Source organism: Pseudomonas nitroreducens (assembly GCF_024170165.1).
Classification (GTDB): Bacteria; Pseudomonadota; Gammaproteobacteria; order Pseudomonadales; family Pseudomonadaceae; genus Pseudomonas; species Pseudomonas nitroreducens_C.
The window spans coordinates 178,343-199,930 of sequence record NZ_JALJXP010000008.1; the positions used below are offsets into that span (position 1 = coordinate 178,343).

The window sequence follows — 21,588 nt, forward strand, 5'->3', positions numbered from 1 at the left end:
CGGTTTGCGGCGACGGCATTTTGCCTGTCGCATGGCAGCGGGTGCAGGTATAATCGACCACTTTCTGAGCAATACGCGCGCTATGCAGCTGCTTCGAGGCCTTCACAATCTGCGGCCCCTGTCCGGGGGCTGTGTCGCCACCATCGGTAACTTCGACGGCGTCCATCTCGGCCACCAGGCGATCCTGGGGCGTCTGCGCGAGCGTTCGCTGGAGCTGGGCGTGCCCAGTTGCGTGGTGATCTTCGAGCCGCAGCCACGCGAATATTTCGCTCCCGATGCCGCCCCGGTGCGCCTGACGCGCCTGCGCGAGAAGCTCGAACTGCTGCGCCAGTACGGCGTCGACTTCGTTCTCTGCCTGGCCTTCAACCGCCGCTTGCGCGAGCTGTCGGCCGCCGAGTTCGTCCGCCAGGTACTGGTGGAGGGCCTTTGCGTCCGCCATCTGGAAGTGGGCGACGATTTCCGCTTCGGCTGTGACCGTTCCGGCGACTTCGCCTTCCTGGTCAACGCCAGCGCGGAGCAGGGCTTCACCGTCGAAGCCGCGACCACCGTGGAAGTCGACGGCATGCGCGTGAGCAGCTCGCGTATCCGCAAGGACCTGGCCGACGGTGACCTGCACCGGGTCGAGCGCCTGCTGGGGCGTCCGTATCGCCTGAGCGGCCGCGTGCTGCACGGGCAGAAGCTGGGCCGTACGCTGGGTTCGCCCACCGCGAACATCCAGCTCAAGCGCCGCAAGGCGCCGCTCAATGGGGTTTATCTGGTCAGCACGATGGTGGCTGGCCAGCGCCGCAACGGGGTTGCCAACATCGGCACCCGACCGTCCGTGAACGGTGACGGCCGGCCCCACCTGGAAGTGCATCTGCTGGATTTCGCTGGCGATCTCTACGGCCAGCACCTGAACATCACTTTCCACCAGAAGCTGCGTGATGAGCAGCGTTTCGCCTCGCTCGAGGCACTCAAGGCGGCCATCCTCGCCGACATCGCCGCCGCCCGAGCCTTCTGGCTGGGCCAACCGCTTGATTGAAGATCCTGAACAGGCCCTGAGATGACCGATTACAAAGCCACTCTGAACCTTCCCGAAACCGACTTCCCGATGAAAGCCGGCCTGCCGCAGCGCGAGCCGCAAACTCTCAAGCTCTGGAACGACATTGGCCTGTACCAGAAGCTGCGGAAGATTGGCGAAGGTCGCCCGAAATTCATCCTGCACGATGGCCCGCCCTACGCCAACGGCAGCATCCACATCGGTCACGCGGTCAACAAGATCCTCAAGGACATCATCGTCCGTTCCAAGACCCTGGCCGGCTACGACGCCCCTTATGTGCCGGGCTGGGACTGCCACGGCCTGCCGATCGAGCACAAGGTCGAGACCACCCACGGCAAGAACCTGCCGGCGGACAAGACCCGCGAACTGTGCCGTGAATACGCTGCCGAGCAGATCGAAGGGCAGAAGGCCGACTTCATCCGCCTGGGCGTCCTGGGCGAGTGGGACAACCCCTACAAGACCATGAACTTCTCCAACGAGGCCGGTGAAATCCGTGCACTCGCCGAGATGGTCAAGCAGGGCTTCGTGTTCAAGGGCCTGAAGCCGGTGAACTGGTGCTTCGACTGCGGCTCGGCCCTGGCCGAGGCAGAAGTCGAATACGCCGACAAGAAGTCCGACGCCATCGACGTCGCCTTCCCGGTGGAAGATGCTGACAAACTGGCCGCCGCCTTCGGCCTGGATAACCTGCCGAAGCCGACTGCCATCGTCATCTGGACCACCACCCCCTGGACCATCCCGGCCAACCAGGCGCTGAACGTCCACCCCGAATTCACCTACGCGCTGGTCGATGTCGGTGACCGCCTGCTGGTGCTGGCCGAGGAGCTGGTCGAGTCGAGCCTGGCGCGCTACGGCCTGGAAGGCCAGGTCATCGCCACCGCCCAGGGCGAGGCGCTGGACCTGATCCGCTTCCGCCACCCGTTCTACGAGCGCTTCTCGCCGGTCTACCTGGCCGAGTACGTCGAACTGGGCGCCGGCACCGGCGTGGTCCACTCCGCCCCGGCCTATGGCGAGGACGACTTCCGTACCTGCAAGCAGTACGGCATGGTCAACGACGACATCCTCAGCCCCGTGCAGAGCAATGGTGTCTACGTGGCCGACCTGCCGTTCTTCGGCGGCCAGTTCATCTGGAAGGCCAACCCGAATATCGTCGCCAAGCTCGATGAAGTCGGCGCGCTGCTCAAGCACGCCAGCATCAGCCACAGCTACATGCACTGCTGGCGCCACAAGACCCCGCTGATCTACCGCGCCACCGCGCAGTGGTTCGTCGGCATGGACAAGCAGCCGCAGACCGGCGCCACCCTGCGCGAGCGTGCGCTGGAAGCCATCACCCAGACCGAATTCGTGCCCAACTGGGGCCAGGCGCGCCTGCACGGCATGATCGCCGGCCGTCCGGACTGGTGCATCTCGCGTCAGCGCAACTGGGGCGTGCCGATCCCGTTCTTCCTGCACAAGGCCACCGGTGAGCTGCACCCGCGCACCGTCGAGCTGATGGAAGCCGTCGCCCAGCGCGTCGAGAAGGAAGGCATCGAGGCCTGGTTCAAGCTCGACGCCGCCGAACTGCTGGGCGATGAAGCCGCGCAGTACGACAAGATCAACGACACCCTGGACGTCTGGTTCGACTCCGGCACCACCCACTGGCACGTGCTGCGTGGCTCCCACGCCGAACTGGGTCATCCCAGTGGTCCGGCTGCCGACCTTTACCTGGAAGGCTCCGACCAGCACCGCGGCTGGTTCCACTCGTCCTTGCTGACCGGCTGCGCCATCGACGGCCACGCGCCGTACCGCCAACTGCTGACCCACGGCTTCACCGTGGACGAGTCCGGCCGCAAGATGTCCAAGTCCCTGGGCAACACTGTGGTGCCGCAGACCGTGATCGACAGCATGGGCGCCGACATCCTGCGCCTGTGGGTCGCGTCCACCGACTACTCCGGTGAGATCGCCGTTTCCCAGCAGATCCTCCAGCGTAGCGCCGACGCCTACCGGCGTATCCGCAATACCACGCGCTTCCTGCTGGCCAACCTGAAAGATTTCGACCCGGCCAAGGACCTGCTGCCCAACGACCAGTTGCTGGCCCTGGACCGCTGGGCCATCGACCGTGCCCTGCAACTGCAGCGCGAGCTGGAAGAGGCCTACCGCGACTACCGCTTCTGGAACGTCTACTCCAAGGTGCACAACTTCTGCGTGCAGGAGCTGGGCGGCTTCTACCTGGACATCATCAAGGACCGCCAGTACACCACTCAGACCAACAGTGCTGCACGTCGCTCCTGCCAGACTGCGCAGTTCCATATTGCCGAGGCCCTGGTGCGCTGGATCGCCCCGATCATGGCGTTCACCGCCGAGGAGATCTGGAGCTTCCTGCCGGGCGAGCGCGCCGAGTCGGTGATGCTCAGCACCTGGTACGAGGGCCTTGCTGAACTGCCGGCAGATGCGCAGATGGATCGCACCTACTGGGATGAGGTCATCGCCGCCAAGGCTGCGGTGAACAAGGAACTGGAAAACCTGCGTAGCGCCAAGACCATCGGCGGTAACCTGCAGGCCGAGATCACCCTCTATGCCGAAGACTCCCTGGCCAAGCGCCTGGAGAAACTGGGCAACGAGCTGCGCTTCGTGCTGATCACCTCCGCCGCCACCGTCGCGCCGCTGGCCGATGCGCCCGCCGATGCGGTCGAGAGCGAACTGCCGGGCCTGAAGCTGAAGGTGGTCAAGTCCGCCCATGCCAAGTGCGGCCGCTGCTGGCACTTCCGCGCCGACGTAGGCAGTCACGCCGCGCATCCGGAACTCTGTGGTCGCTGCGTCGAGAACATCGATGGCGCGGGCGAGGTGCGTCACTATGCCTAATGCTGATCGTTTCGGCCGCCTGCCCTGGCTGTGGATCACCGTGGTAGTGTTCATCCTGGATCAGGTCACCAAGGCCTTCTTCCAGTCCGAACTGACCATGTACCAGCAGATCGTGGTCATTCCCGACCTGTTCAGCTGGACCCTGGCCTACAACACCGGTGCCGCGTTCAGCTTCCTGGCCGACAGCTCGGGCTGGCAGCGCTGGCTGTTTGCCCTGATCGCCATCGTGGTCAGCGTCGTGCTGGTGGTCTGGCTCAAGCGCCTGAAGCGCGGCGAAACCTGGCTGGCCATCGCCCTGGCGCTGGTGCTGGGCGGCGCGCTGGGCAACCTGTACGACCGCATGGTCCTGGGGCACGTGGTGGACTTCATCCTCGTGCACTGGCAGGACCGCTGGCGCTTCCCGGCCTTCAACCTGGCCGACAGCGCCATCACCGTCGGCGCCATCATGCTGGCGCTGGACATGTTCAAATCGAAGAACTCCGGAGAGACCGCCAATGGTTGATTCCTCTGACACCATTCAGCGCATCGGCGGCGACTCGAAGGTCACCCTGCACTTCGCCCTGAAGCTCGATGACGGCAACGTCGTCGACAGCACCTTCGACAAGCAGCCAGCCACCTTCAAGGTCGGCGACGGCAACCTGCTGCCGGGCTTCGAGCAGGCGCTGTTCGGTCTCAAGGCTGGCGACAAGCGCACCCTGAGCATCGAGCCGGAGCAGGGCTTCGGCCAGCCGAACCCGGCCAATGTGCAGGTGATGCCGCGCGACCAGTTCGAAGGCATGGAGCTGGCCGAAGGCCTGCTGGTGATCTTCAACGACGCCGCCAAGACCGAACTGCCGGGCGTCGTGAAAGAGTTCGACGAGCAGCACGTCACCATCGACTTCAACCATCCGCTGGCCGGTAAAACGCTGGCGTTTGAAGTGGATATCATCGACGTACAACCAGCCTGACCGACTGCGCGGCCTGCCGCTGGCGGGCCGTTGCGCTTCAGGCGAAGTATTCCTACCGGCCCCTTGTGGGCCGGCTTGCGTAGCACCCGAGGCCACCATGCAAATCAAACTCGCCAATCCCCGCGGCTTCTGTGCCGGCGTCGACCGGGCGATCGAGATCGTCAACCGCGCCCTCGATGTCTTCGGCCCGCCGATCTACGTGCGCCATGAAGTGGTGCATAACAAGTTCGTGGTGGAGAACCTGCGCAACCGTGGCGCGGTGTTCGTCGAAGAGCTCGACCAGGTGCCGGACGACACCATCGTCATCTTCAGCGCCCATGGTGTTTCCCAGGCGGTGCGCAAGGAAGCCGAGAACCGCGGCCTGAAAGTCTTCGATGCCACCTGCCCGCTGGTGACCAAGGTGCACCTGGAAGTCGTGCGCTACAGCCGCGACGGCCACGAATGCATCCTGATCGGCCACGAAGGCCACCCGGAAGTCGAAGGCACGATGGGCCAGTACGACGCCTCCAATGGCGGCGCCATCTACCTGGTGGAAGACGAGGCAGACGTTGCCGCGCTGGAAGTGCGCAACCCCGAGGCGCTGCACTTCGTCACCCAGACCACCCTGTCGATGGACGACACCTCCAAGGTAATCGACGCCCTGCGCGCAAAATTCCCGCACATTCAGGGCCCGCGCAAGAACGACATCTGCTACGCCACCCAGAATCGTCAGGATGCAGTGAAGGAACTGGCCGACCAGTGCGACCTGGTGCTGGTGGTCGGCAGCCCGAACAGCTCCAACTCCAACCGTCTGCGCGAGCTGGCCGAGCGCATGGGCACTCCCGGCTACCTGATCGACGGTGCCGAGGACATGCAGAAGGAATGGTTCGACGGCGTGCAGCGCATCGGCATCACTGCTGGCGCTTCGGCTCCGGAAGTCCTGGTGCGCGGTGTGATCCAGCAGCTGCGTGACTGGGGCGCGGAGCCCGAGGTGGAGCTGGATGGGCGGGAGGAGAACATCACCTTCTCGATGCCCAAGGAGTTGCGGGTGAAGGCGCTCTGACTTCGCACCGGTGATCAGCCAAATAAAAAACCCGCCTAGGCGGGTTTTTTTATTGCTCGGGAATCGACCTAGATGCCTCGGCAACTGCCCCAGGCGCCGGCAAGGTCCCCGGAGCCTCCACGCACTCCGTTGGAGGTGAGGGTAATAGTCCCACGACCTGCCAATATGCCTCCATTCACGGGCGTTGCGGTCAGGCCGTAGCTGGTGCCGGTGTTGTCGATGGCGACAGCGATGGTGAAGACCGCGCCGCCGTCAACGGGGCTCTGTGCATAAGCTCCCAGCGTTGCGTTGCTGTAAGTGTTCTGTTGCGCGCGGAACCGTTCCAGCAGTCCGGCGGCACCGGTCAGAGTGCCCTTGGCGTCTTCACATGCCGTTCGGCGCACGTAGGCCGTGTAAGAAGGAAGGGCAATGGCGGCGAGTATCCCCACTACCACGACGGCGATCATCAGTTCCAGCAGGGTGAACCCCTGCTGGCATTTTCTGGCCTTGATGCTCAAAGGTTGTCCTCGTCAATCCAGTAGTACTCGTTGAGGTTCAGCTGCGGCGGCTTGCTCACCTGGGTGCCGTTGATCACGAAGCTGGTGCCACCGATGGTGACCAGGGTCGGATCGGGCAGTAGGCCGGTGGTCTTGACCACGTTATAGCGAGCCGACGGCGATGTGGATCCGGTGTCGGTAGTGATCGGGGTTGCATCCGCCAGGTGCACCACGTAGGAGCGGTTCACGCCGACGCTGGCCTGGCAGGAATTCGCCGCCGCTGTGGGCTCGTAAGTGTTGAAGTAGAGGTAGCCGTTCACCGTCAGAGAGCGGGTGAGGACCTTTTCCCCGCCAGAGCTGTTCATCTTGATCATCCAGCCGCCGGTGGTAGCGCTGAAGGCGGTGGTGGCGTCGGCTTTCTCGGTGGCGGAGCCAGCCTGCAGCAGGTTGTTGGTTGCGTCGTAGAGGCTGCTCTCGGTCAGGGTGCTCTCGCTGGTCGAGGGTTTGGTCAGCACCGGGGTGCGGAAGGAGTAGAAACGGTCCTCCGTGAGCTTGTTGAGCGGGTGACCGCGGTAGCCGGAACCGATGTTGACTGTTAGTACCAGCGTCCCGTTTACGTTGACGATGGCCACGTCCGGTTCATTGTAGAAGCGCCGCGCCTTGGCCTTGCGCTGGTCGTCGGTGGTGGCCGCGACATCGGCAGGAACTACGCTTGCGAACACGCCATTGTTGCTGCTGCCGGCAGCGGTCACCAGGCCGGAGCCGCTGCTGCCGTTGTTGATGTAGAAGCGCCAGACCTGGCCGCCCATGTCACCGACGAAGAACTGGTCGGCCAACTGGTTTGCGTCATTGGCCAGGGTGCCGTCGGTATTCTGCTGCAGGTCGATGACGCGCACGGCAGAAGGGATGCTGTACTTCATCTTGCTCAGCTGAAGGGTGCCGCTGGTCTTGCTGGCGGACCAGATGCGCGCACCGGTCTTGGCGTTGACGATGTAGATGGCGTTGCCCATGGTGTCGTCGGTCTGAATGCTGACGCCGTCCTGGTTCGGGTCATAGCCGCCGGCGAAGATCAGCACGTCGGTGATGGTGCCGCCGACGTCGATACGGGTCTTGACCGGCGGCGACCAGGTTTGTCCCAACTGCTCGAAGCCAGTGGTGGTGCCACCCTTGATCAGCCACAGCAGTTTCGGGTTGGCGCGGTCGGTGAGATCCAGCGCGTAGATATCACGGCCGCCACGGCCCATGGTGCCGTAGGCGTAGACGAACTCGCCGGTGTTGAGCCCGGAGAGCAGGGTTGGCGTGGCGGCATTCGGGTCGAGGCCGCCGTAGAGCACGCCGTTCTTGTTGGCGTCGTTCACCCACAGGGTCACGGTGTTATCCATGCCGTAGGAGCGCGGCTTGGCGCTGGTCGACTTCTGGTTGGCGGCCAGCTGCGGAACGTGCGTCAGCAGGGGCTCGGGCATGAAAGCCATCTGCTCCTGGCCGTTGCTGGTATTGAACAGGTGCAGATAGCCCTCGTTGGTCGACATGACCACGCTCTGGTCTTCGCTGCTGCAGGTCTTGTAGGTGCTGTCGGAGTAGGTGTTGCACGCGTAGGTGACCAGGCGCGGCGAGGAGTGCAGCGGGTCGCCCAGTGCCTTGCGTTGCGCTCCGGCGGCGGTGAGGCCGCGGATATAATTGATTGCCGCGGTACGTGCAGCGGTGTCACTGGCGTCCGTGATGCCCAGCTTGGCGTTGGTGATGGTGGTGTTCGCCGTGTTGAGCAGGTAGTTGTTCTGGTTGAGGTTCACCGCGGCGCTGGGCGAGGAGCCGATGAAGGTATAGAGCGAGCGCGCCGCCGCGTCCGGCAGATTGGAGGCAGCGCCGCCATTGGCGGTGTTGTTGCCGTCGGCGCTGGAGCTCCAGAAGCTGCGGGCGGAGCTCTTGAAGAAGCCGGTGAGCGGGTCCACGGCGGCAGTGTTATCCGCATCGACGATCTGTGCGGTGGCGGTGTCCAGGCGATAGCGCTTCAGGTTGCCGGGCCAGGTATCGGTTTCCTGCGGCTTGAATACCGAGAAGTACAGCTCGTCCTTGTTGTCCTGGCGGTTGAAGGTGTTCACCGGGGCGCTGGCGCTGACGAAGGTGCTGTCGGTCGCCAGGACCTGCTGAATGATGTCGTTGAACGCCTTGGACAGGTCGCCGGCGGTGGTGGCGGTATAGGTGGAGCCACCACCACGGGAGGCCAGATCGGCGAGGAACCTCTTGATGTTGGCGCTATCCGTCGCGCCGCTGGCGTCCAGGGCAAAGCCCACGGTGTGGGTGGTTACCTCGTTGTCGCCGTCGATGCTGGAGGCCTGGTCGTTGGCGGCGATCCAGCCGGCCAAAGTGCGCGCGCACTTCTCGCCGTCGTCGCTGGCGTCGCTCGAACAGGCGCCGGTCAGTGCGGCGATTCCGTTCTTGGCGGCTGTGGTGTTCTGGTTGGCCTGGCCGTCGGTCAGCAACACCATGTGGGTGGTCTGGCAGGCGCTGTTGATCGGGCTGGGATAGCCGCTCGCACCGTTGCGCAGGTACTGCACTGCGTCATACAGGGTCGGCACGATGGGCGTGCTGCCGTCCGGCGTCATGCTTTGCGCCAGGTTGTTGAGCTGGTTGCGCACGGTGAAGGGGCTGGTGGTCATGCCACCGCTGGCCAGCTTGATGCGCAGGCGCAACGACTGGGCCGGGTTTGTCTCGTAGGCCTGGGCGTTGAGGCTGGAGTTTGCGCTCTGGGTCATGAACATCGTCAGGGCGTTGCCCGGAGCCCAACCGCTACGGTTGAACACGGTCTGCAGGGAAGAGGTGAGGCCTGCGCAGGCGAAGCTGGTGCCGGCGGTCCAGCCACCGTTGGCATTGTTGATGGTGCAACTGACCCCCGACGTGCTGCTGCGCGAACCGATGTTGCCGCTGGTCGCTTGCAGCGCCGCCGAGTTGTCGGTGTTCTCGAAGCTGATCGAGGTAGTGACGTTCGGGGCTGCGACCGTATTGTTCGGCGTGACGAACAGCTTGGCATCCAGCACGGTGGCGCCCTGGATGACCGGCAGGTTCTCGTAGCGCGCCGCGATGGAGCCCGAGTTCAGCGGTAGTGTGTTGTCGCCCAGGGTCGGCGTGTAGTAGTTGCGGCCCGGAGCGGTTTCGAAGCCGTCGTTCTTGGCATCAGTGACGCGAGTTTCGATGATCGGGTTCAGACAGCCACTGCTACCGCCGGTATAGGTCACGGTCAGTGTCGGCTGCAGGCCGATCCCGCCCTCGATGCTGGTCGCAGTCCGCGAGCCAGTACCGCTTTGCGGAGTGAGGAGAATGGCGGCGGAGTTGTTACCGCACCAGCCGCCCTGGTTGACGATCTGCTGCACCACGTTCTTGATGTCCGGACCTGCCACCGGCACGGGCGGGCTCTGGGCTGTCCATTCGGGCGCAGCCCAGTCGAGGTAGGCCGAAGTGGTGGCACGGGCCGGGAGGTTCTCGGTGGCTGAGAAGGTGGGCGCGTCACTGACCAGCTGGCCCTTGATCCGGAAGGTCACAGGGTCGCTGTTGGAGGTTGCCGGAACGAAGGACAGCACCGCCTTGGTGACGGTCGCTCCTTGCGGGATGCCCAGGTTCTGGAAGCGCAGGGCGCCGATGCGGGTCTGTGACACGGTGGAGGTGCTGGAGTAGTTCACCACCAGGGCGGGCGTCGCGTTAGTGCTGCAGCTGCGTGCGCAGAAGGTGTAGTCGGCGGCCTGGGTCGCGCGGAAGCTCATCACCACGTCACCAATGTCGCTGGTGGCGGGGGCCGTTCTCTGCAAAGCCCTGAGCTGGTTGGTGATATCGATCTGGGCAGCATTGCCGTTGATCCAGCTCGATGCGGTGGCCGAGGCAGTATTGAAGGTCCTGGTGCCTACCGGATTGTTGTCGTTGAGCGCGGCGGGCGTTTTCGACAGCTCCATCCTCACGTTCAGCGTCGGCGGCGTCGTCCTGCTGTTGCCATTGGTCGGTACCAGTACCAGGTAGGCGCTCTGGATGGTTGCGCTGGCCGGGACACCCAGCGAGCGGAAATCGAAGAGCGCCGTCTGGTAGCTGCTGTTATTGGTCGAGTTGAGGTTCAGCTCGGTCAGGTTGCCGTTGGTGCAGACCGGCTTGCTCGGACGGTTGGTGCCGCTGGATCGCATGCGGCAGGCGTAGTCCGTCCCGCTCTGGGTGACGATGAAGAAGGCATCGTTCTGGGCCAGCGTCGAGTTCGGTGTGCCGACCACGGTCGTGGTGGTGCTGGTGTAGCCCATGGGCAGGCTGGACTCGCCCAGGTCGCCGGTGCTGTTGGCGATATTCTGGGTCGCGTCGTCACTGCCCTGGCCGATCTCCGGGTTGCCAGCGTACTGGGTGGCGGAGCTGGGCAGCACCGAGTCGATATTGGTCACCGGATAGAGCAGTCGATTATCGCCGTTGAGCACCATCAGGCCTGCGTTGATGCCGTTGGTGTTCTGGATGATGTCGGCGAACGCCTGCTTGAGCAGGGTCATGCGCGATTGCTGGCCCCGCGAGGGGTTGTTGTTGCTGTCGGTACGCCAGGCCATGGAGCCGGAGTTGTCCAGCACGAACAGCACGTTGGGACGTACGTTCTGGTCGATGGACTGGCCGCCGAAGAAGATTTCGGTGTCGTCGGCGTAACTGAGGGTCGCGCAGGCGATGCCCGAGGTCAGCAGGGCACCGCTCATCAGGCTGCGGAGGAAGGACTGTGGACGATTCATTCTGTGCACCTGATGCGTTTAGAGGTGGGTAGCCTGGATGTAGCTGCGGCGATGCAGGGCACGCGCCTGGCCGTCCGAACTGGTGACGTTGCAGTTGTTCAGGTTCTTGCAGGCCTTGGCCTGGCTGCTCACCTGATAGCAGGTGTAGGTCAGCGTGCCGGCAGCGACGCTCATGCTCTGCGCCGGAATGAACTTGGCGCATTCGATGAAGCTCGCATTCAGGCTCACCTGCGCCGAACCAGAGTTGCCCGACGTTGGCTCCACCGGGATGGTGATGCCGTTGGTGGGGGCCACACCACTCTGGGCGAATCGGTTAACCCAGACCTGCAGGCCGCTTTCCGCTGCCTGGAAGGCGATGTTCTGTTGCTGGGCGTTGGCCGAGATGCGCTGCTGCATCGTCGAATTACTGGCCATGGCAATGGCCAGCACTGTAAGGATCAGCAGCAGCACGAGGCTGACGAGCAGCGCCATGCCGCGTTGGGTCTTGGATGAAGTCATAGCCGGTTCCTCAGCTCGACGGTGCCGGTGAAGTTGCGGGAAATGTTCTGCGCAGCATCGATGGCGGTGATGCTCAGCTGCACGCGATCGGCGCTCTGGGCTTCCGCGGCGCTGATGCTGCCTGCGGTTTTCCAGACGATCTTGCCTGCCGATTCGAAGCCCAGGGTGATGCCAGTGATGGTGGCGTTATCGACCACCGTCTGGTTGCCGCCACTGGTGCTGGAGTTCATGCAGATCGAGGTGCCGTTGGCGCAGTTGCTGTAGGTGACCGAGTAGAGGTACAGCGTCTGGTTGGTGCAGGTCTTGTTGACGCCTGGCATGGCCACCGAGGTGGTGGTGGTCGTGGCGTAGTTGAAGCTCACGCTGGTGCTCACGCCGTTGGTGGTAGTGACCGCGTCACGAGGGAACTGGACTCCATTGCTGACGGTCACGGCACTGCTTGGCAACTGGCAGCCCTGATAGCCTGCTCGGCGAGCATCCATGGACACCAGGTCGAGGACGACCCGGCCGCTGTCCTGGACACGGGTCAACGCGCTGCTGGTCTTGTCCGATGCGGAACTGTTGCTGAACATCTGCAGTACGCCCAGCAGCAACAGGGTGCTGAGGAGCAGAGCCACCATCAGCTCGATCATCGACAGGCCACGCTGCCGGTAGGAGTATTGCCTGGTAGTCATAGATTCACCCGCAGCGTGAAGTTCTGAGCCTGAGAGCCAGTGCTGTGTTGCTGTGCGTCCGACTCGGTCCAGCTGATGACGACCTGGTACTCATTGGTGTTCGCTTTGGTGACGGTGACGCCGGAGCCGGGGATCGCGGCCTGCAGGTTGCCCCACCAGTCAAAGATGTCCTGGTTGGCCAGTTCCGAAGCCGAGCAGCCAACGGTCTTGGTGCGGCAGTCCGGGTTGGTCCGGGTTGCGCCGGAGGTCAGGCTGATCACATAGGGTGAGGTGGCCAGCAGCGCTTGAGCCGAGTTGCCACGCATCCGCTCCACGTAGTCATACGCAAGCATGCTGGCCTGGCCGCGCAGGTAGGCGCCCTGGTTGCCTTGCAGGCTGGTCATGGTCAGCGAGGCCATGCCCAGCAGCCCGATGGCCAGGACCAGCAGGGCGATGAGCACTTCGATGAGGGTGAAGCCGCCCTCGCGGCGCTGGATCATGGGCATGTTCCATTCGCTCCGCTGGTGGCGACGCCGGCGATATTCAGGGTAACTGCGCGCGAACTTGCACTGCCTCGCGAGTCGCAGACCCGCAGCGTCCCTGCCGTGGTCAGGGTGCCGTTCGGATTGAAGGTCAGGGTGCCGCTGCTGCGCAGGGTCAGGCCGCTGGTGTTGGGGGGCAGCACGCGGATCACGGCGGTCTGGGCCACCGACGTCGTCGTGGCGTCGGGGCTGCGGAAAACGATGGCGCCGGCCTCCCAGCTGTTGCTGTTGCAGCTGTAGTTGGCCTGGTTGAGACCTGCGTCGCTGCTGCCGCAGACGCGGACGATGCTGCGCTGGGTAATGGCTTCGCTGCGCGCCGATTGCAGCAACCCGATCACCATGTTGGTCTGGCTGGAGATCTGGTTGTTCAGCATCAAGGTGCGGAAACTGGGTATGGCGATGGTCGCCAGAATGGCGGCAACCGCCACCACGACCATCAACTCGATCAGCGTAAACCCTGCTGATTCCCTGGGGCGCGACATGGACGCATTCCTCACATTTTCGATAGCAGCGATGTTGCCTAGTCGTGTGGGAAATGTCCTTTTTCTATAGATGACCGTTCGTATTAGGGGGACGTTCGGTCATGTCTTCCGAGGTTCTGTGAACCCCGTCGCGCAAGGCGTGAGAAGTCGGTCAGCGGGGACAGTAGTCCTCGGTGTTTCCGGCCTCGGTGCGGATACGTCCGGCCTTGTTGAGCACGATGCGGTAACTCGTTCGGCCTGCGCCGCAGAGCGTCAGGGTGCCGGCGTGGAAGGCGCCGTTGGGCTGGATCGCATTGCCGCGCGGGGTGAAGTGGAGGTAGCGACGCGAGGTGCTGTCGGTGCGGATGCTGATACCGCTCAGGGGGGCGTGGGCCGCGAGCGGAGCTTGCTGGGGGGCATGGACGCCGCTATTGCCGGAGTCGGCAAAAACCTCCCAGCCGGCGGCCCAGTCGCCGCCGGTCGCCGCGATGCTGACCGGTTGCCCGCTGTGCGCGGCCGACTCGCGGGCGAAGTCCAGTGCGTTGCGCAGTTCCCGGGTGGCGGTGCTTGCCCGCTGGTTGTGCAGCAGTTCGCTGAGGTTGGGGGCAGCGATGGCGAGCGCTATCGCCAGTATCGCGAGGGTGAACAGCAGCTCGACGAGGGTGAAGCCCAGCCCGCTGATGGTGGATTGCTCTCTGGCCATGGTTCGCTTCCGGGCAGTTGAGGTGCGGGAAGTATTGGCCGCCGGTTACGCGGTGCCTGCCGGTGAGTTGGATGGCTGCTGTAGGAGCGGTCCGATGCCGCATCGACTTCCGTCCTGCTCCGTCGACGGCCCATGCCCGGTATAGTGTGCGGCCGGCGATGGGCCGTTGGTTTTCCTGTGATGTGGGGCGTTGTATGCCGGACATGATCGTGGTGGGCGGTGGGGTAGTCGGGATGCTGACTGCCTGGACTCTGGGGCAGGCGGGTGCCGAGGTGGTGCTGCTGGAGAAGGGCGAGACCGGGCGCGAGGCGTCCTGGGCCGGTGGTGGCATCGTCTCGCCGCTCTATCCGTGGCGCTACAGCGCGGCGGTCGCCAACCTGGCCCACTGGTCGCAGGATTTCTACCCGCAGTTGGGCGACCGCCTGCTGGCGGATACCGGGCTCGATCCCGAAGTGCACGTCACCGGCCTCTACTGGCTGGACCTGGACGACCAGGCCGAAGCCCTGGCGTGGGCCAGGACCCATGGTCGCCCGCTTTCGGAGGTGGATATCGGCGCCGTGCATGAGGCTGTCCCCGTGTTGGGACAGGGCTTCGAGCGCGCCGTGTACATGTCCGGCGTGGCCAACGTGCGCAACCCGCGCCTGGCCAAGTCGCTGCGCCAGGCGCTGGTACAGCTGCCGACTGTGAGCGTGCAGGAGCAGGTCGAGGTGACCGGCTTCCTGAAACAAGGCGATAGCGTGACGGGCGTCCGCACGGCTCAGGGGGATTTCACGGCCGACGCGGTGGTGCTGGCGGCCGGCGCCTGGAGCGGCGAGCTGCTGGCGAAGCTGGGCCTCGAGTTGCCGGTGGAGCCGGTGAAGGGGCAGATGATCCTGTACCGCTGCGCCGCGGACTTCCTCTCCAGCATGGTGCTGGCCAAAGGTCGTTATGCGATTCCGCGTCGCGATGGGCACATTCTGGTGGGTAGCACGCTGGAGCACGCCGGCTTCGACAAGACCCCGTCGGGCGAGGCCCTGAGCAGCCTGCGCGCTTCGGCAGAGGAGCTGATTCCCGCGCTGGCGGGCATGGAACCGGTGAATCACTGGGCAGGGCTGCGGCCCGGCTCACCGCAGGGCATTCCCTTCATCGGGGAGGTGCCGGGTCACCAGGGGCTGTGGCTGAACACCGGGCACTACCGCAACGGCCTGGTGCTGGCGCCGGCGTCCTGCCAGTTGCTGGCGGACCTGATGCAGAAGCGCCAGCCGATCATCGAGGCGGCGCCCTATGCGCCGGCAGGGCGTCTGGTGGCGACGCCCATCGTCTGAGAGCGGCCGGGGATCAGTCGATCCCCAGCTTCTTCAGGCGGTAACGCATGGAGCGGAAGGTCAGCCCCAGACGCTGCGCCGCTGCGGTACGGTTCCAGCGCGTCTCTTCCAGCGCCTGCATGATCAGCTTGCGTTCGATGTCCTCGAGGTAATCCTCGAGGTTGTCGATCTGTGCCAGGCTCGCGTCACCGCCGCCGTCCGCCGTGCTGGTTTCGGCCAGGCGCAGGTCATGAGGCTGGATGACGTCGTCCTCGCAGAGCGTGTAGGCGCGCTCCAGCATGTTCTCCAGTTCCCGCACGTTGCCGGGGAAGCGGTAGCTCTTGAGCTTCTCCAGTGCATCGGCGCTGACTGCCGCGGTAGCCAGTCCGCTGTCTCCGGCCAGGCGTTTGAGCACGCGGTCGGTCAGTAGCGGGATGTCTTCACGGCGCTCGCGCAGCGGCGGAACGCGCAGCTCGATGACGTTCAGGCGGTAGTAGAGGTCCTGACGGAATCGGCCTGCGGCCACTTCCGCGGCCAGGTCCTTGTGGGTCGCACAGAGGACGCGCACGTCCACCGCGACCTCCTGCTGGCCGCCCACCGCGCGTACGGCCTTCTCCTGGATGACGCGCAGCAGCTTGACCTGCATCGGCAGCGGCAGGTCGGCGACCTCGTCGAGGAACAGCGTGCCGCCGTTGGCCGCCTGGAACAGGCCAAGCTTGTCTTCCACGGCGCCGGTGAAACTGCCTTTCTTGTGGCCGAAGAACTCGCTTTCCATCAGCTCGGACGGAATGGCGCCGCAGTTGACCGGCACGAAGGTCTGGGTTTCGCGCGGGCCCTGCTCGTGGATCAGCCGGGCCACCAGTTCCTTGCCGCTGCCGGATTCGCCGCTGATGTACACCGGCGCCTGGCTGCGGGCGAGCTTGGCGACCTGATTGCGCAGGGTGCGCATGGGCGGCGAATCCCCGAGCAGACGGCTGTCCACCGGCGCTTCCTCGGCCTCCGGCGAGCGCAGGCGCAGGGCCGAATTCACCAGCTCGCGCAGGCGGGCAAGGTCCACCGGCTTGGTCAGGAAGTCGAAAGCGCCGGCCTTGAGAGCCTGCACCGCGGTGTCGAGGCTGCCGAAGGCGGTGATCATCGCCACCGGCATCTGCGGATGGCGCTGCTGGATGTATTGCACCAGGTCCAGGCCGGTGCCATCGGGCAGGCGCATGTCGGTGAGGCAGAAGTCGAAGGGCTCGCGGGCCAGGAAGTCGCGGGCTTCCTTGACGTTGCGGGCGCTGCGGGTGTCCAGCTTCATGCGGCCGAGGGTGATCTCCAGCAGCTCGCGGATGTCGGGTTCGTCGTCGACGATCAGGGCTTTTTGACGGCTCATGCTCTTTGCGTCTTCTTAGCTTTGTTTGCGCGGGTGGGCGAAGGTGAGGCGGAAGCAGCTGCCGCCTTCGTCACGCGTCTTGTAGTCCAGCCGGGCCTGGTTGCTTTCGCACAGCTCGCGGGAGATGTACAGGCCAAGGCCGGTGCCCTTGCTTTCGGTGGTGAAGAACGGTTCGAACAGCTTCCCCCGCTGATCGCCAGCGACGCCGGGACCGTCATCGAGCACTTCCAGTACGGGCAGGTCGGTCTCGCTGTCGCGGAACAGACGCAGCCACACCTGGCCGGTGCCGTTCTTCTGAGTGCTGTACCGTAACCCATTCTGCACGAGGTTGGTCAGTACCTGCGTCAACTGGTGCGGGTCCATGCGCGTCTGCACGGTGCCCTGGCCGGTTTCCACATGGAGCTGCTGGCCTTCGCGCAGGCTCTCGCGCATCTCGCCGGCGTAGCGGTGCAGCCAGTACTTCAGGTCCAGCAGTTGCGGCTCGGACTGGCGCCGGCGCGAGAGCTGGAGGACGTTCTCGATGACCAGGTTCATGCGCCGCGACTGGTCCTGAATGATCTGCGTCAGACGCCGGTCGGGCTTGTCCAGTTCTTCGGACTCCAGCAGCAACTGCGCCGCATGGCTGATGGCGCCCAGCGGGTTGCGGATCTCGTGGGCGATGCCCGCGGTGAGCCGGCCCAGGGCGGCGAGCTTGAGTTGCTGGGCCTGCTGGGTGATCTGCGAGATGTCCTCGAGGAACATCAGGATGTGCTGTTCGTTGCCCCGGCGCAGGGGAATGAAGCTCGGTTGTACGGTCGGGCCGGACTCCATGGGCTGCAGGCTCGGCGGACGCAGAGCGGGATTCTGCTGCCACTGCTGCAGGCTGGAGACCAGCTGCGGGCTGTACTCGGCCAGCGAGTGACCGGGCAGGTCGTGGCCGCCCAGCAGGGTGGTGGCGCTCTGGTTGGCCAGCAGTACCCGGTGGCGATCGCCCAGCACCAGGATGCCGGTGCGCATGCGCTGCAGAATCAGCGCGTTGAGCTCTTCCAGGTTGGCCACCGTGGTGGCGCGCTGCTCGGCGATGCTTTCGACGATCTGCTGGCGCCGCGCCAGGGCCTGGATCAGCAGGGCCGAGGCGAAGCTCAGAGCGCCCAGGCCGCCTGCCTGTACGTAATGGTTGATGACCGTGGGCTGGCTGAGGCTCAGGTAGAAGGTCAGGTAGATCAGGCCGATGGCGGCGATGGCGGCGATGAGCAGGCCGACACGCCCGCGCAGCAGGACGTTGGCGATGGCCACGGCGACCACCATCAGGTTGCCGAGGCCGCTGGGAATGCCGCCTGCGGTATAGAACAGGGCGCTGAGCAGGAGTATGTCCAGCGCTGCCAGGAGGAAGATCGGCAGCAGCTGGCGCGGTGTCGGCATCAGCACCGCGATCAGGATATTGAGGACCAGGTAGATCCAGCAGCCGACGTGAAACAGCTCGGGATGGGCCAGTTTCAGCAGCTCATCGTCCAGGCTGCTGGAGATCAGCAGCACCAGCACCAGCCCGATGGTCAGGCGGTACAGGTGGTACAGGCGCAGGACCCGCAGGCCCTGGCCTGTGAGCGAGATGCCTTCAGCGACCACGGTCGGTGCGGTCCTGTTCGAGGTGCGCACGGCTGCAGTACCACTTGCTCTCGTCCTGCAGGGCGTGGCTCTGCGGTACATGCACGCCGCACTGTGCACAGCGGACCATCGGTGCGGCGGGGTCATCGCCCCTGGGCTTTTCGACAGGGCGGGCCGGCCGGGTAGCTTTGCGCCACAACCACCAGCCGAAGGCGAAGAGGGCGATCCAGAACAGCAGACGGGTCATGGCAATCCCTTGTGCATAAAGAGCGGCAGTTTATCCAAGCCACGCGGCGCCGCACAGTGAGCCCGTGCGCGCACCCGCCAGACCATGGACAAAAGCGCCGATGCTTTGCCCGAATGAAAAAGGGAGGCCGAAGCCTCCCTTTTTCTCGAACCTGCCGGTATCAGTCGAAGATGCCGAAGGTCATGTAGCTGAACCAGGAGCGGTCGCTGCTGCCCGCGTTGCCCTCGGACTCGTGCTGTTCTTCCTGCACGTCGCTCTGGTTCTCGGGCTTGAGTTCGGCCGGAATCTGCTGTTCGGCGTCTTCGTACTGCTTGATCACGTCCTTGGAGGCCTGGGTTTCCATGTGCGGCGGGGCATCGTTGGTCTCGATCAGGCCCAGGGTGGCCTTGGCCAGCCAGGAGCGGTTGTCGGCCTCGTCTTCACGCGGAACGAACTGGCCATCCTTGAGGCTGGCGTTGTCCGGGTAGTTCGCCTTCAGGGTTTCCAGGCTGGAATCGGCCAGGTCATTCAGGCCCAGGCGCTGGTAGGCCTCGACCATGATCGCCAGGCCATCGCCGACGGCCGGGGTTTCCTGGAAGTTCTCGACCACGTAGCGGCCACGGTTGGCGGCGGCGACATAGGCCTGGCGCTTGAGGTAGTAGTGGCCGACGTGCACTTCGTAGGCCGCCAGCAGGTTGCGCAGGTAGATCATGCGCGCCTTGGCGTCCGGGGCGTAACGGCTGTTCGGGTAGCGGCTGACCAGCTGAGCGAACTCGTTGAAGGAGTCGCGGGCGGCACCCGGGTCGCGCTTGGTCATGTCCAGCGGCAGGAAGCGCGCCAGCAGGCCACGGTCCTGGTCGAAGGAAGCCAGGCCCTTGAGGTAGTAGGCGTAGTCGACGTTCGGGTGCTGCGGGTGCAGGCGGATGAAGCGCTCGGCGGAGGCGCGGGCGGCCTCGGGCTCCATGTTCTTGTAGTTGGCGTAGATCAGCTCCAACTGCGCCTGCTCGGCATAGCGGCCGAACGGATAGCGGGACTCCAGCGCCTTCAGTTTGGCGACGGCGTTGGTGTAGCTCTTGTTGTTGAGGTCGTCCTGTGCCTGCTGGTACAGCTGGCTTTCGCTCAGGTTCTCATCCACCTTCTCGCCCTTGGAGGAGCAGGCGGTGACGAAGGCGAGGATGGCGATCAGCAGCAGGTGTTTCACTTGCATGGCGAGTTGCGTCCCTGGACGGTCGGCTGTCGCGGCCGCAACCGTCTGTTATGATTGGCGCCCCAGGGATACCCCTGGGACAAAGGCCCCGTATTTAACCACAGCGTGCTGCCGAACCAAAAGGCCGCGCGCCCTTCGTGTCCCGTCATGTCCAATATCATCCAACTCGCGGCAGAAGTGCCGTTCGACCTCGGTGGTCAGCGTCTCGACCAGGTCGCCGCCCAGCTCTTCTCCGACCACTCCCGTTCCCGCCTGGCTGGCTGGATCAAGGACGGCCGTCTCAAGGTCGACGGTGCCGTGCTGCGTCCGCGCGACATCGTCCACACCGGTTCGCGCCTTGAACTGGATGTCGAGCTGGAGGCCCAGGGCGAATGGGTCGCTCAGGACATCGAGCTGGACATCGTCTACGAAGACGACCACATCCTGGTCATCGACAAGCCGACCGGCCTGGTGGTTCACCCCGCCGCCGGCCACCAGGACGGTACCCTGCTCAACGCGCTGCTGCACCACGTGCCGCATCTGGCCAACGTGCCGCGCGCCGGCATCGTGCACCGCCTCGACAAGGACACCACCGGCCTGATGGTGGTGGCCAAGACCCTCGAAGCTCACACCAACCTGGTCGCCCAGTTGCAGGCGCGCAGCGTCAGCCGCATCTATGAAGCCATCGTCACCGGGGTGATCGTCGCAGGCGGTACCGTCGACGCGCCGATCGGCCGGCATGGCGTACAACGGCAGAAGATGGCAGTGATCGAGACCGGCAAGGTCGCCATCAGCCATTACCGCGTGCTGGAGCGCTTCCGTGCGCATACCCACACGCGGGTGAAGCTGGAAACCGGGCGTACCCACCAGATCCGCGTCCATATGACGCATATCGGCCACCCGCTGGTGGGCGACCCCACCTACGGCGGGCGTTTCCGCATTCCGCCGGGTGCCAGCCCGACCCTCGTCGAGTCGCTGCGCGACTTCCCGCGCCAGGCCCTGCACGCGCGCTTCCTGGAGCTGGATCACCCGGCCACCAACGTGCGCATGAAGTGGGAATCGCCGCTGCCGGATGACTTCACCTGGCTGCTGAGCCTGCTGCGGCAGGACAACGAGTCCTTCGTATGAGCCCCTGGCTGACGCCCGACTGGCCGGCTCCGGCGAACGTCCGCGCCTGCGTGACGACCCGTGCCGGCGGCGTCAGCGTCGAGCCTTTCGACAGCTTCAACCTCGGAGATCACGTCGGCGACGAGCCGGCTGCCGTGGCCGAGAACCGTCGTCGCCTGACCGCCGGACTGGGCTGCCAGCCGGCGTGGCTGAGCCAGGTGCATGGCATCGATGTGGTCGAGGCCGACCCGTCTGCCGTCGCTACCGCGGATGCCAGCTGGAGCGCCGCGCGCGGCATCGCCTGCACCATCATGACGGCCGATTGCCTGCCGGCGCTGTTCTGCGACCGCGCGGGTACTCGTGTCGGCGCGGCCCACGCCGGCTGGCGCGGGCTGGCGGGTGGCGTGCTGGAGGCGACCGTGGACGCCATGGGCGTCGCGCCGGCGGAATTGCTGGTCTGGCTCGGCCCGTCCATCGGTCCGCAGGCCTTCGAAGTCGGCCCGGAAGTGCGTGAAGCCTTTCTGGCGCAGCATGCCGAAGCCGAGCGAGCCTTTGCGCCGAGCGCCAATGCCGGCAAGTTCATGGCCGACATCTATGAGCTGGCGCGCATCCGCCTCGCGGCGAAGGGCGTTACCGCCGTCTACGGTGGGGATTTCTGCACCTTCACCGACACCGAGCATTTCTACTCCTACCGCCGCAGCTCCCGTACCGGCCGCCTGGCCAGCCTGATCTGGCTGGCCTGACCTGCTTTTCGTAGGAGCGAGCTTGCTCGCGAACAGCTGGATACCTTTGTGTCAGGCGAGGTTCGCGAGCAAGCTCGCTCCTACAGGTTCAACTCCGTTCCGGAGGTCCTTTCGAAGGCACTAACTGACGGGTGTCATGGCCAAATGGC

General features: G+C 64.8%; 19 protein-coding genes. 8 read left to right on the forward strand and 11 right to left on the reverse strand.

Annotated features, from left to right (window positions below):
- Positions 1-82: 82 nt before the first annotated feature.
- The 5 genes from ribF to ispH all read left to right on the forward strand — a co-directional run bounded on the left by ribF (position 83) and on the right by ispH (position 5,866).
- Entirely contained in the window at positions 83-1,021 is a 939-nt protein-coding gene (ribF, locus tag J2T47_RS17705; protein WP_253449397.1) for a bifunctional riboflavin kinase/FAD synthetase, read from the forward strand.
- A 21-nt stretch (positions 1,022-1,042) separates the two neighbouring features.
- Positions 1,043-3,877, forward strand: a complete 2,835-nt coding sequence (gene ileS, locus J2T47_RS17710; protein WP_253449400.1) for an isoleucine--tRNA ligase — start codon at positions 1,043-1,045, stop codon at positions 3,875-3,877.
- Positions 3,870-4,379 carry a signal peptidase II gene (gene lspA / locus J2T47_RS17715; protein WP_253449402.1) on the forward strand — a complete coding sequence of 170 codons (510 nt, stop codon included), beginning with the start codon at positions 3,870-3,872 and terminating at the stop codon, positions 4,377-4,379. The genes ileS and lspA overlap by 8 nt, the downstream gene beginning before the upstream one ends.
- On the forward strand, positions 4,372-4,824 hold the full coding sequence (fkpB, locus tag J2T47_RS17720) for an FKBP-type peptidyl-prolyl cis-trans isomerase (RefSeq protein WP_138212176.1): 453 nt from the start codon (positions 4,372-4,374) through the stop codon (positions 4,822-4,824). Before lspA ends, fkpB begins: the two co-directional genes overlap by 8 nt.
- Positions 4,825-4,921: 97 nt before the next feature.
- On the forward strand, positions 4,922-5,866 hold the full coding sequence (gene ispH / locus J2T47_RS17725) for a 4-hydroxy-3-methylbut-2-enyl diphosphate reductase (RefSeq protein WP_253449405.1): 945 nt from the start codon (positions 4,922-4,924) through the stop codon (positions 5,864-5,866).
- Between the two features lie 68 nt (positions 5,867-5,934).
- Here ispH and J2T47_RS17730 read toward each other — a convergent pair whose 3' ends face one another.
- The 7 genes from J2T47_RS17730 to J2T47_RS17770 all read right to left on the reverse strand — a co-directional run bounded on the left by J2T47_RS17730 (position 5,935) and on the right by J2T47_RS17770 (position 13,938).
- Positions 5,935-6,363 carry a type IV pilin protein gene (locus tag J2T47_RS17730; RefSeq protein ID WP_301295589.1) on the reverse strand — a complete coding sequence of 143 codons (429 nt, stop codon included), beginning with the start codon at positions 6,361-6,363 and terminating at the stop codon, positions 5,935-5,937.
- On the reverse strand, positions 6,360-11,081 hold the full coding sequence (locus tag J2T47_RS17740; RefSeq protein WP_253449408.1) for a PilC/PilY family type IV pilus protein: 4,722 nt from the start codon (positions 11,079-11,081) through the stop codon (positions 6,360-6,362). Before J2T47_RS17740 ends, J2T47_RS17730 begins: the two co-directional genes overlap by 4 nt.
- A gap of 18 nt (positions 11,082-11,099) precedes the next feature.
- The gene (locus J2T47_RS17745; protein ID WP_253449411.1) at positions 11,100-11,579 is read right to left on the reverse strand and encodes a pilus assembly PilX family protein; all 480 of its coding nucleotides are present in this window, start codon (positions 11,577-11,579) and stop codon (positions 11,100-11,102) included.
- Positions 11,576-12,253: a PilW family protein gene (locus tag J2T47_RS17750; RefSeq protein WP_253449414.1), complete on the reverse strand. Its 678-nt coding sequence runs from the start codon at positions 12,251-12,253 to the stop codon at positions 11,576-11,578. The genes J2T47_RS17745 and J2T47_RS17750 overlap by 4 nt, the downstream gene beginning before the upstream one ends.
- Positions 12,250-12,738, reverse strand: a complete 489-nt coding sequence (gene pilV, locus J2T47_RS17755; protein ID WP_253449417.1) for a type IV pilus modification protein PilV — start codon at positions 12,736-12,738, stop codon at positions 12,250-12,252. The genes J2T47_RS17750 and pilV overlap by 4 nt, the downstream gene beginning before the upstream one ends.
- On the reverse strand, positions 12,729-13,256 hold the full coding sequence (locus J2T47_RS17760; protein ID WP_301295590.1) for a GspH/FimT family pseudopilin: 528 nt from the start codon (positions 13,254-13,256) through the stop codon (positions 12,729-12,731). The genes pilV and J2T47_RS17760 overlap by 10 nt, the downstream gene beginning before the upstream one ends.
- Positions 13,257-13,407: 151 nt before the next feature.
- On the reverse strand, positions 13,408-13,938 hold the full coding sequence (locus tag J2T47_RS17770) for a GspH/FimT family pseudopilin (RefSeq protein WP_253449420.1): 531 nt from the start codon (positions 13,936-13,938) through the stop codon (positions 13,408-13,410).
- 194 nt (positions 13,939-14,132) lie between these two features.
- On the opposite strand from J2T47_RS17770, the gene thiO reads away from it, so the two are divergent.
- Positions 14,133-15,242, forward strand: coding sequence for a glycine oxidase ThiO (thiO, locus tag J2T47_RS17775; protein WP_253449423.1), 1,110 nt, complete (start codon positions 14,133-14,135; stop codon positions 15,240-15,242).
- Between the two features lie 13 nt (positions 15,243-15,255).
- Here the strand turns inward: thiO and J2T47_RS17780 are convergent, their stop codons facing one another.
- The 4 genes from J2T47_RS17780 to J2T47_RS17795 all read right to left on the reverse strand — a co-directional run bounded on the left by J2T47_RS17780 (position 15,256) and on the right by J2T47_RS17795 (position 19,610).
- Positions 15,256-16,593, reverse strand: coding sequence for a sigma-54-dependent transcriptional regulator (locus J2T47_RS17780; RefSeq protein WP_253449426.1), 1,338 nt, complete (start codon positions 16,591-16,593; stop codon positions 15,256-15,258).
- 15 nt (positions 16,594-16,608) lie between these two features.
- Positions 16,609-18,198, reverse strand: a complete 1,590-nt coding sequence (locus J2T47_RS17785; protein WP_253449686.1) for a sensor histidine kinase — start codon at positions 18,196-18,198, stop codon at positions 16,609-16,611.
- The gene (locus J2T47_RS17790) at positions 18,188-18,430 is read right to left on the reverse strand and encodes a PP0621 family protein (protein WP_253449689.1); all 243 of its coding nucleotides are present in this window, start codon (positions 18,428-18,430) and stop codon (positions 18,188-18,190) included. The genes J2T47_RS17785 and J2T47_RS17790 overlap by 11 nt, the downstream gene beginning before the upstream one ends.
- Before the next feature lie 154 nt (positions 18,431-18,584).
- Positions 18,585-19,610, reverse strand: a complete 1,026-nt coding sequence (locus J2T47_RS17795; RefSeq protein ID WP_138212188.1) for an outer membrane protein assembly factor BamD — start codon at positions 19,608-19,610, stop codon at positions 18,585-18,587.
- Between the two features lie 147 nt (positions 19,611-19,757).
- Between J2T47_RS17795 and rluD the strand changes: the two genes are divergently transcribed.
- Together rluD and pgeF are read left to right on the forward strand one after the other, a co-directional pair.
- Positions 19,758-20,717 (forward strand): 23S rRNA pseudouridine(1911/1915/1917) synthase RluD, encoded by a 960-nt coding sequence (gene rluD, locus J2T47_RS17800; protein WP_253449429.1) that lies wholly within the window; start codon positions 19,758-19,760, stop codon positions 20,715-20,717.
- Positions 20,714-21,439, forward strand: coding sequence for a peptidoglycan editing factor PgeF (pgeF, locus tag J2T47_RS17805; protein ID WP_253449432.1), 726 nt, complete (start codon positions 20,714-20,716; stop codon positions 21,437-21,439). The genes rluD and pgeF overlap by 4 nt, the downstream gene beginning before the upstream one ends.
- Positions 21,440-21,588 lie beyond the last annotated feature (149 nt).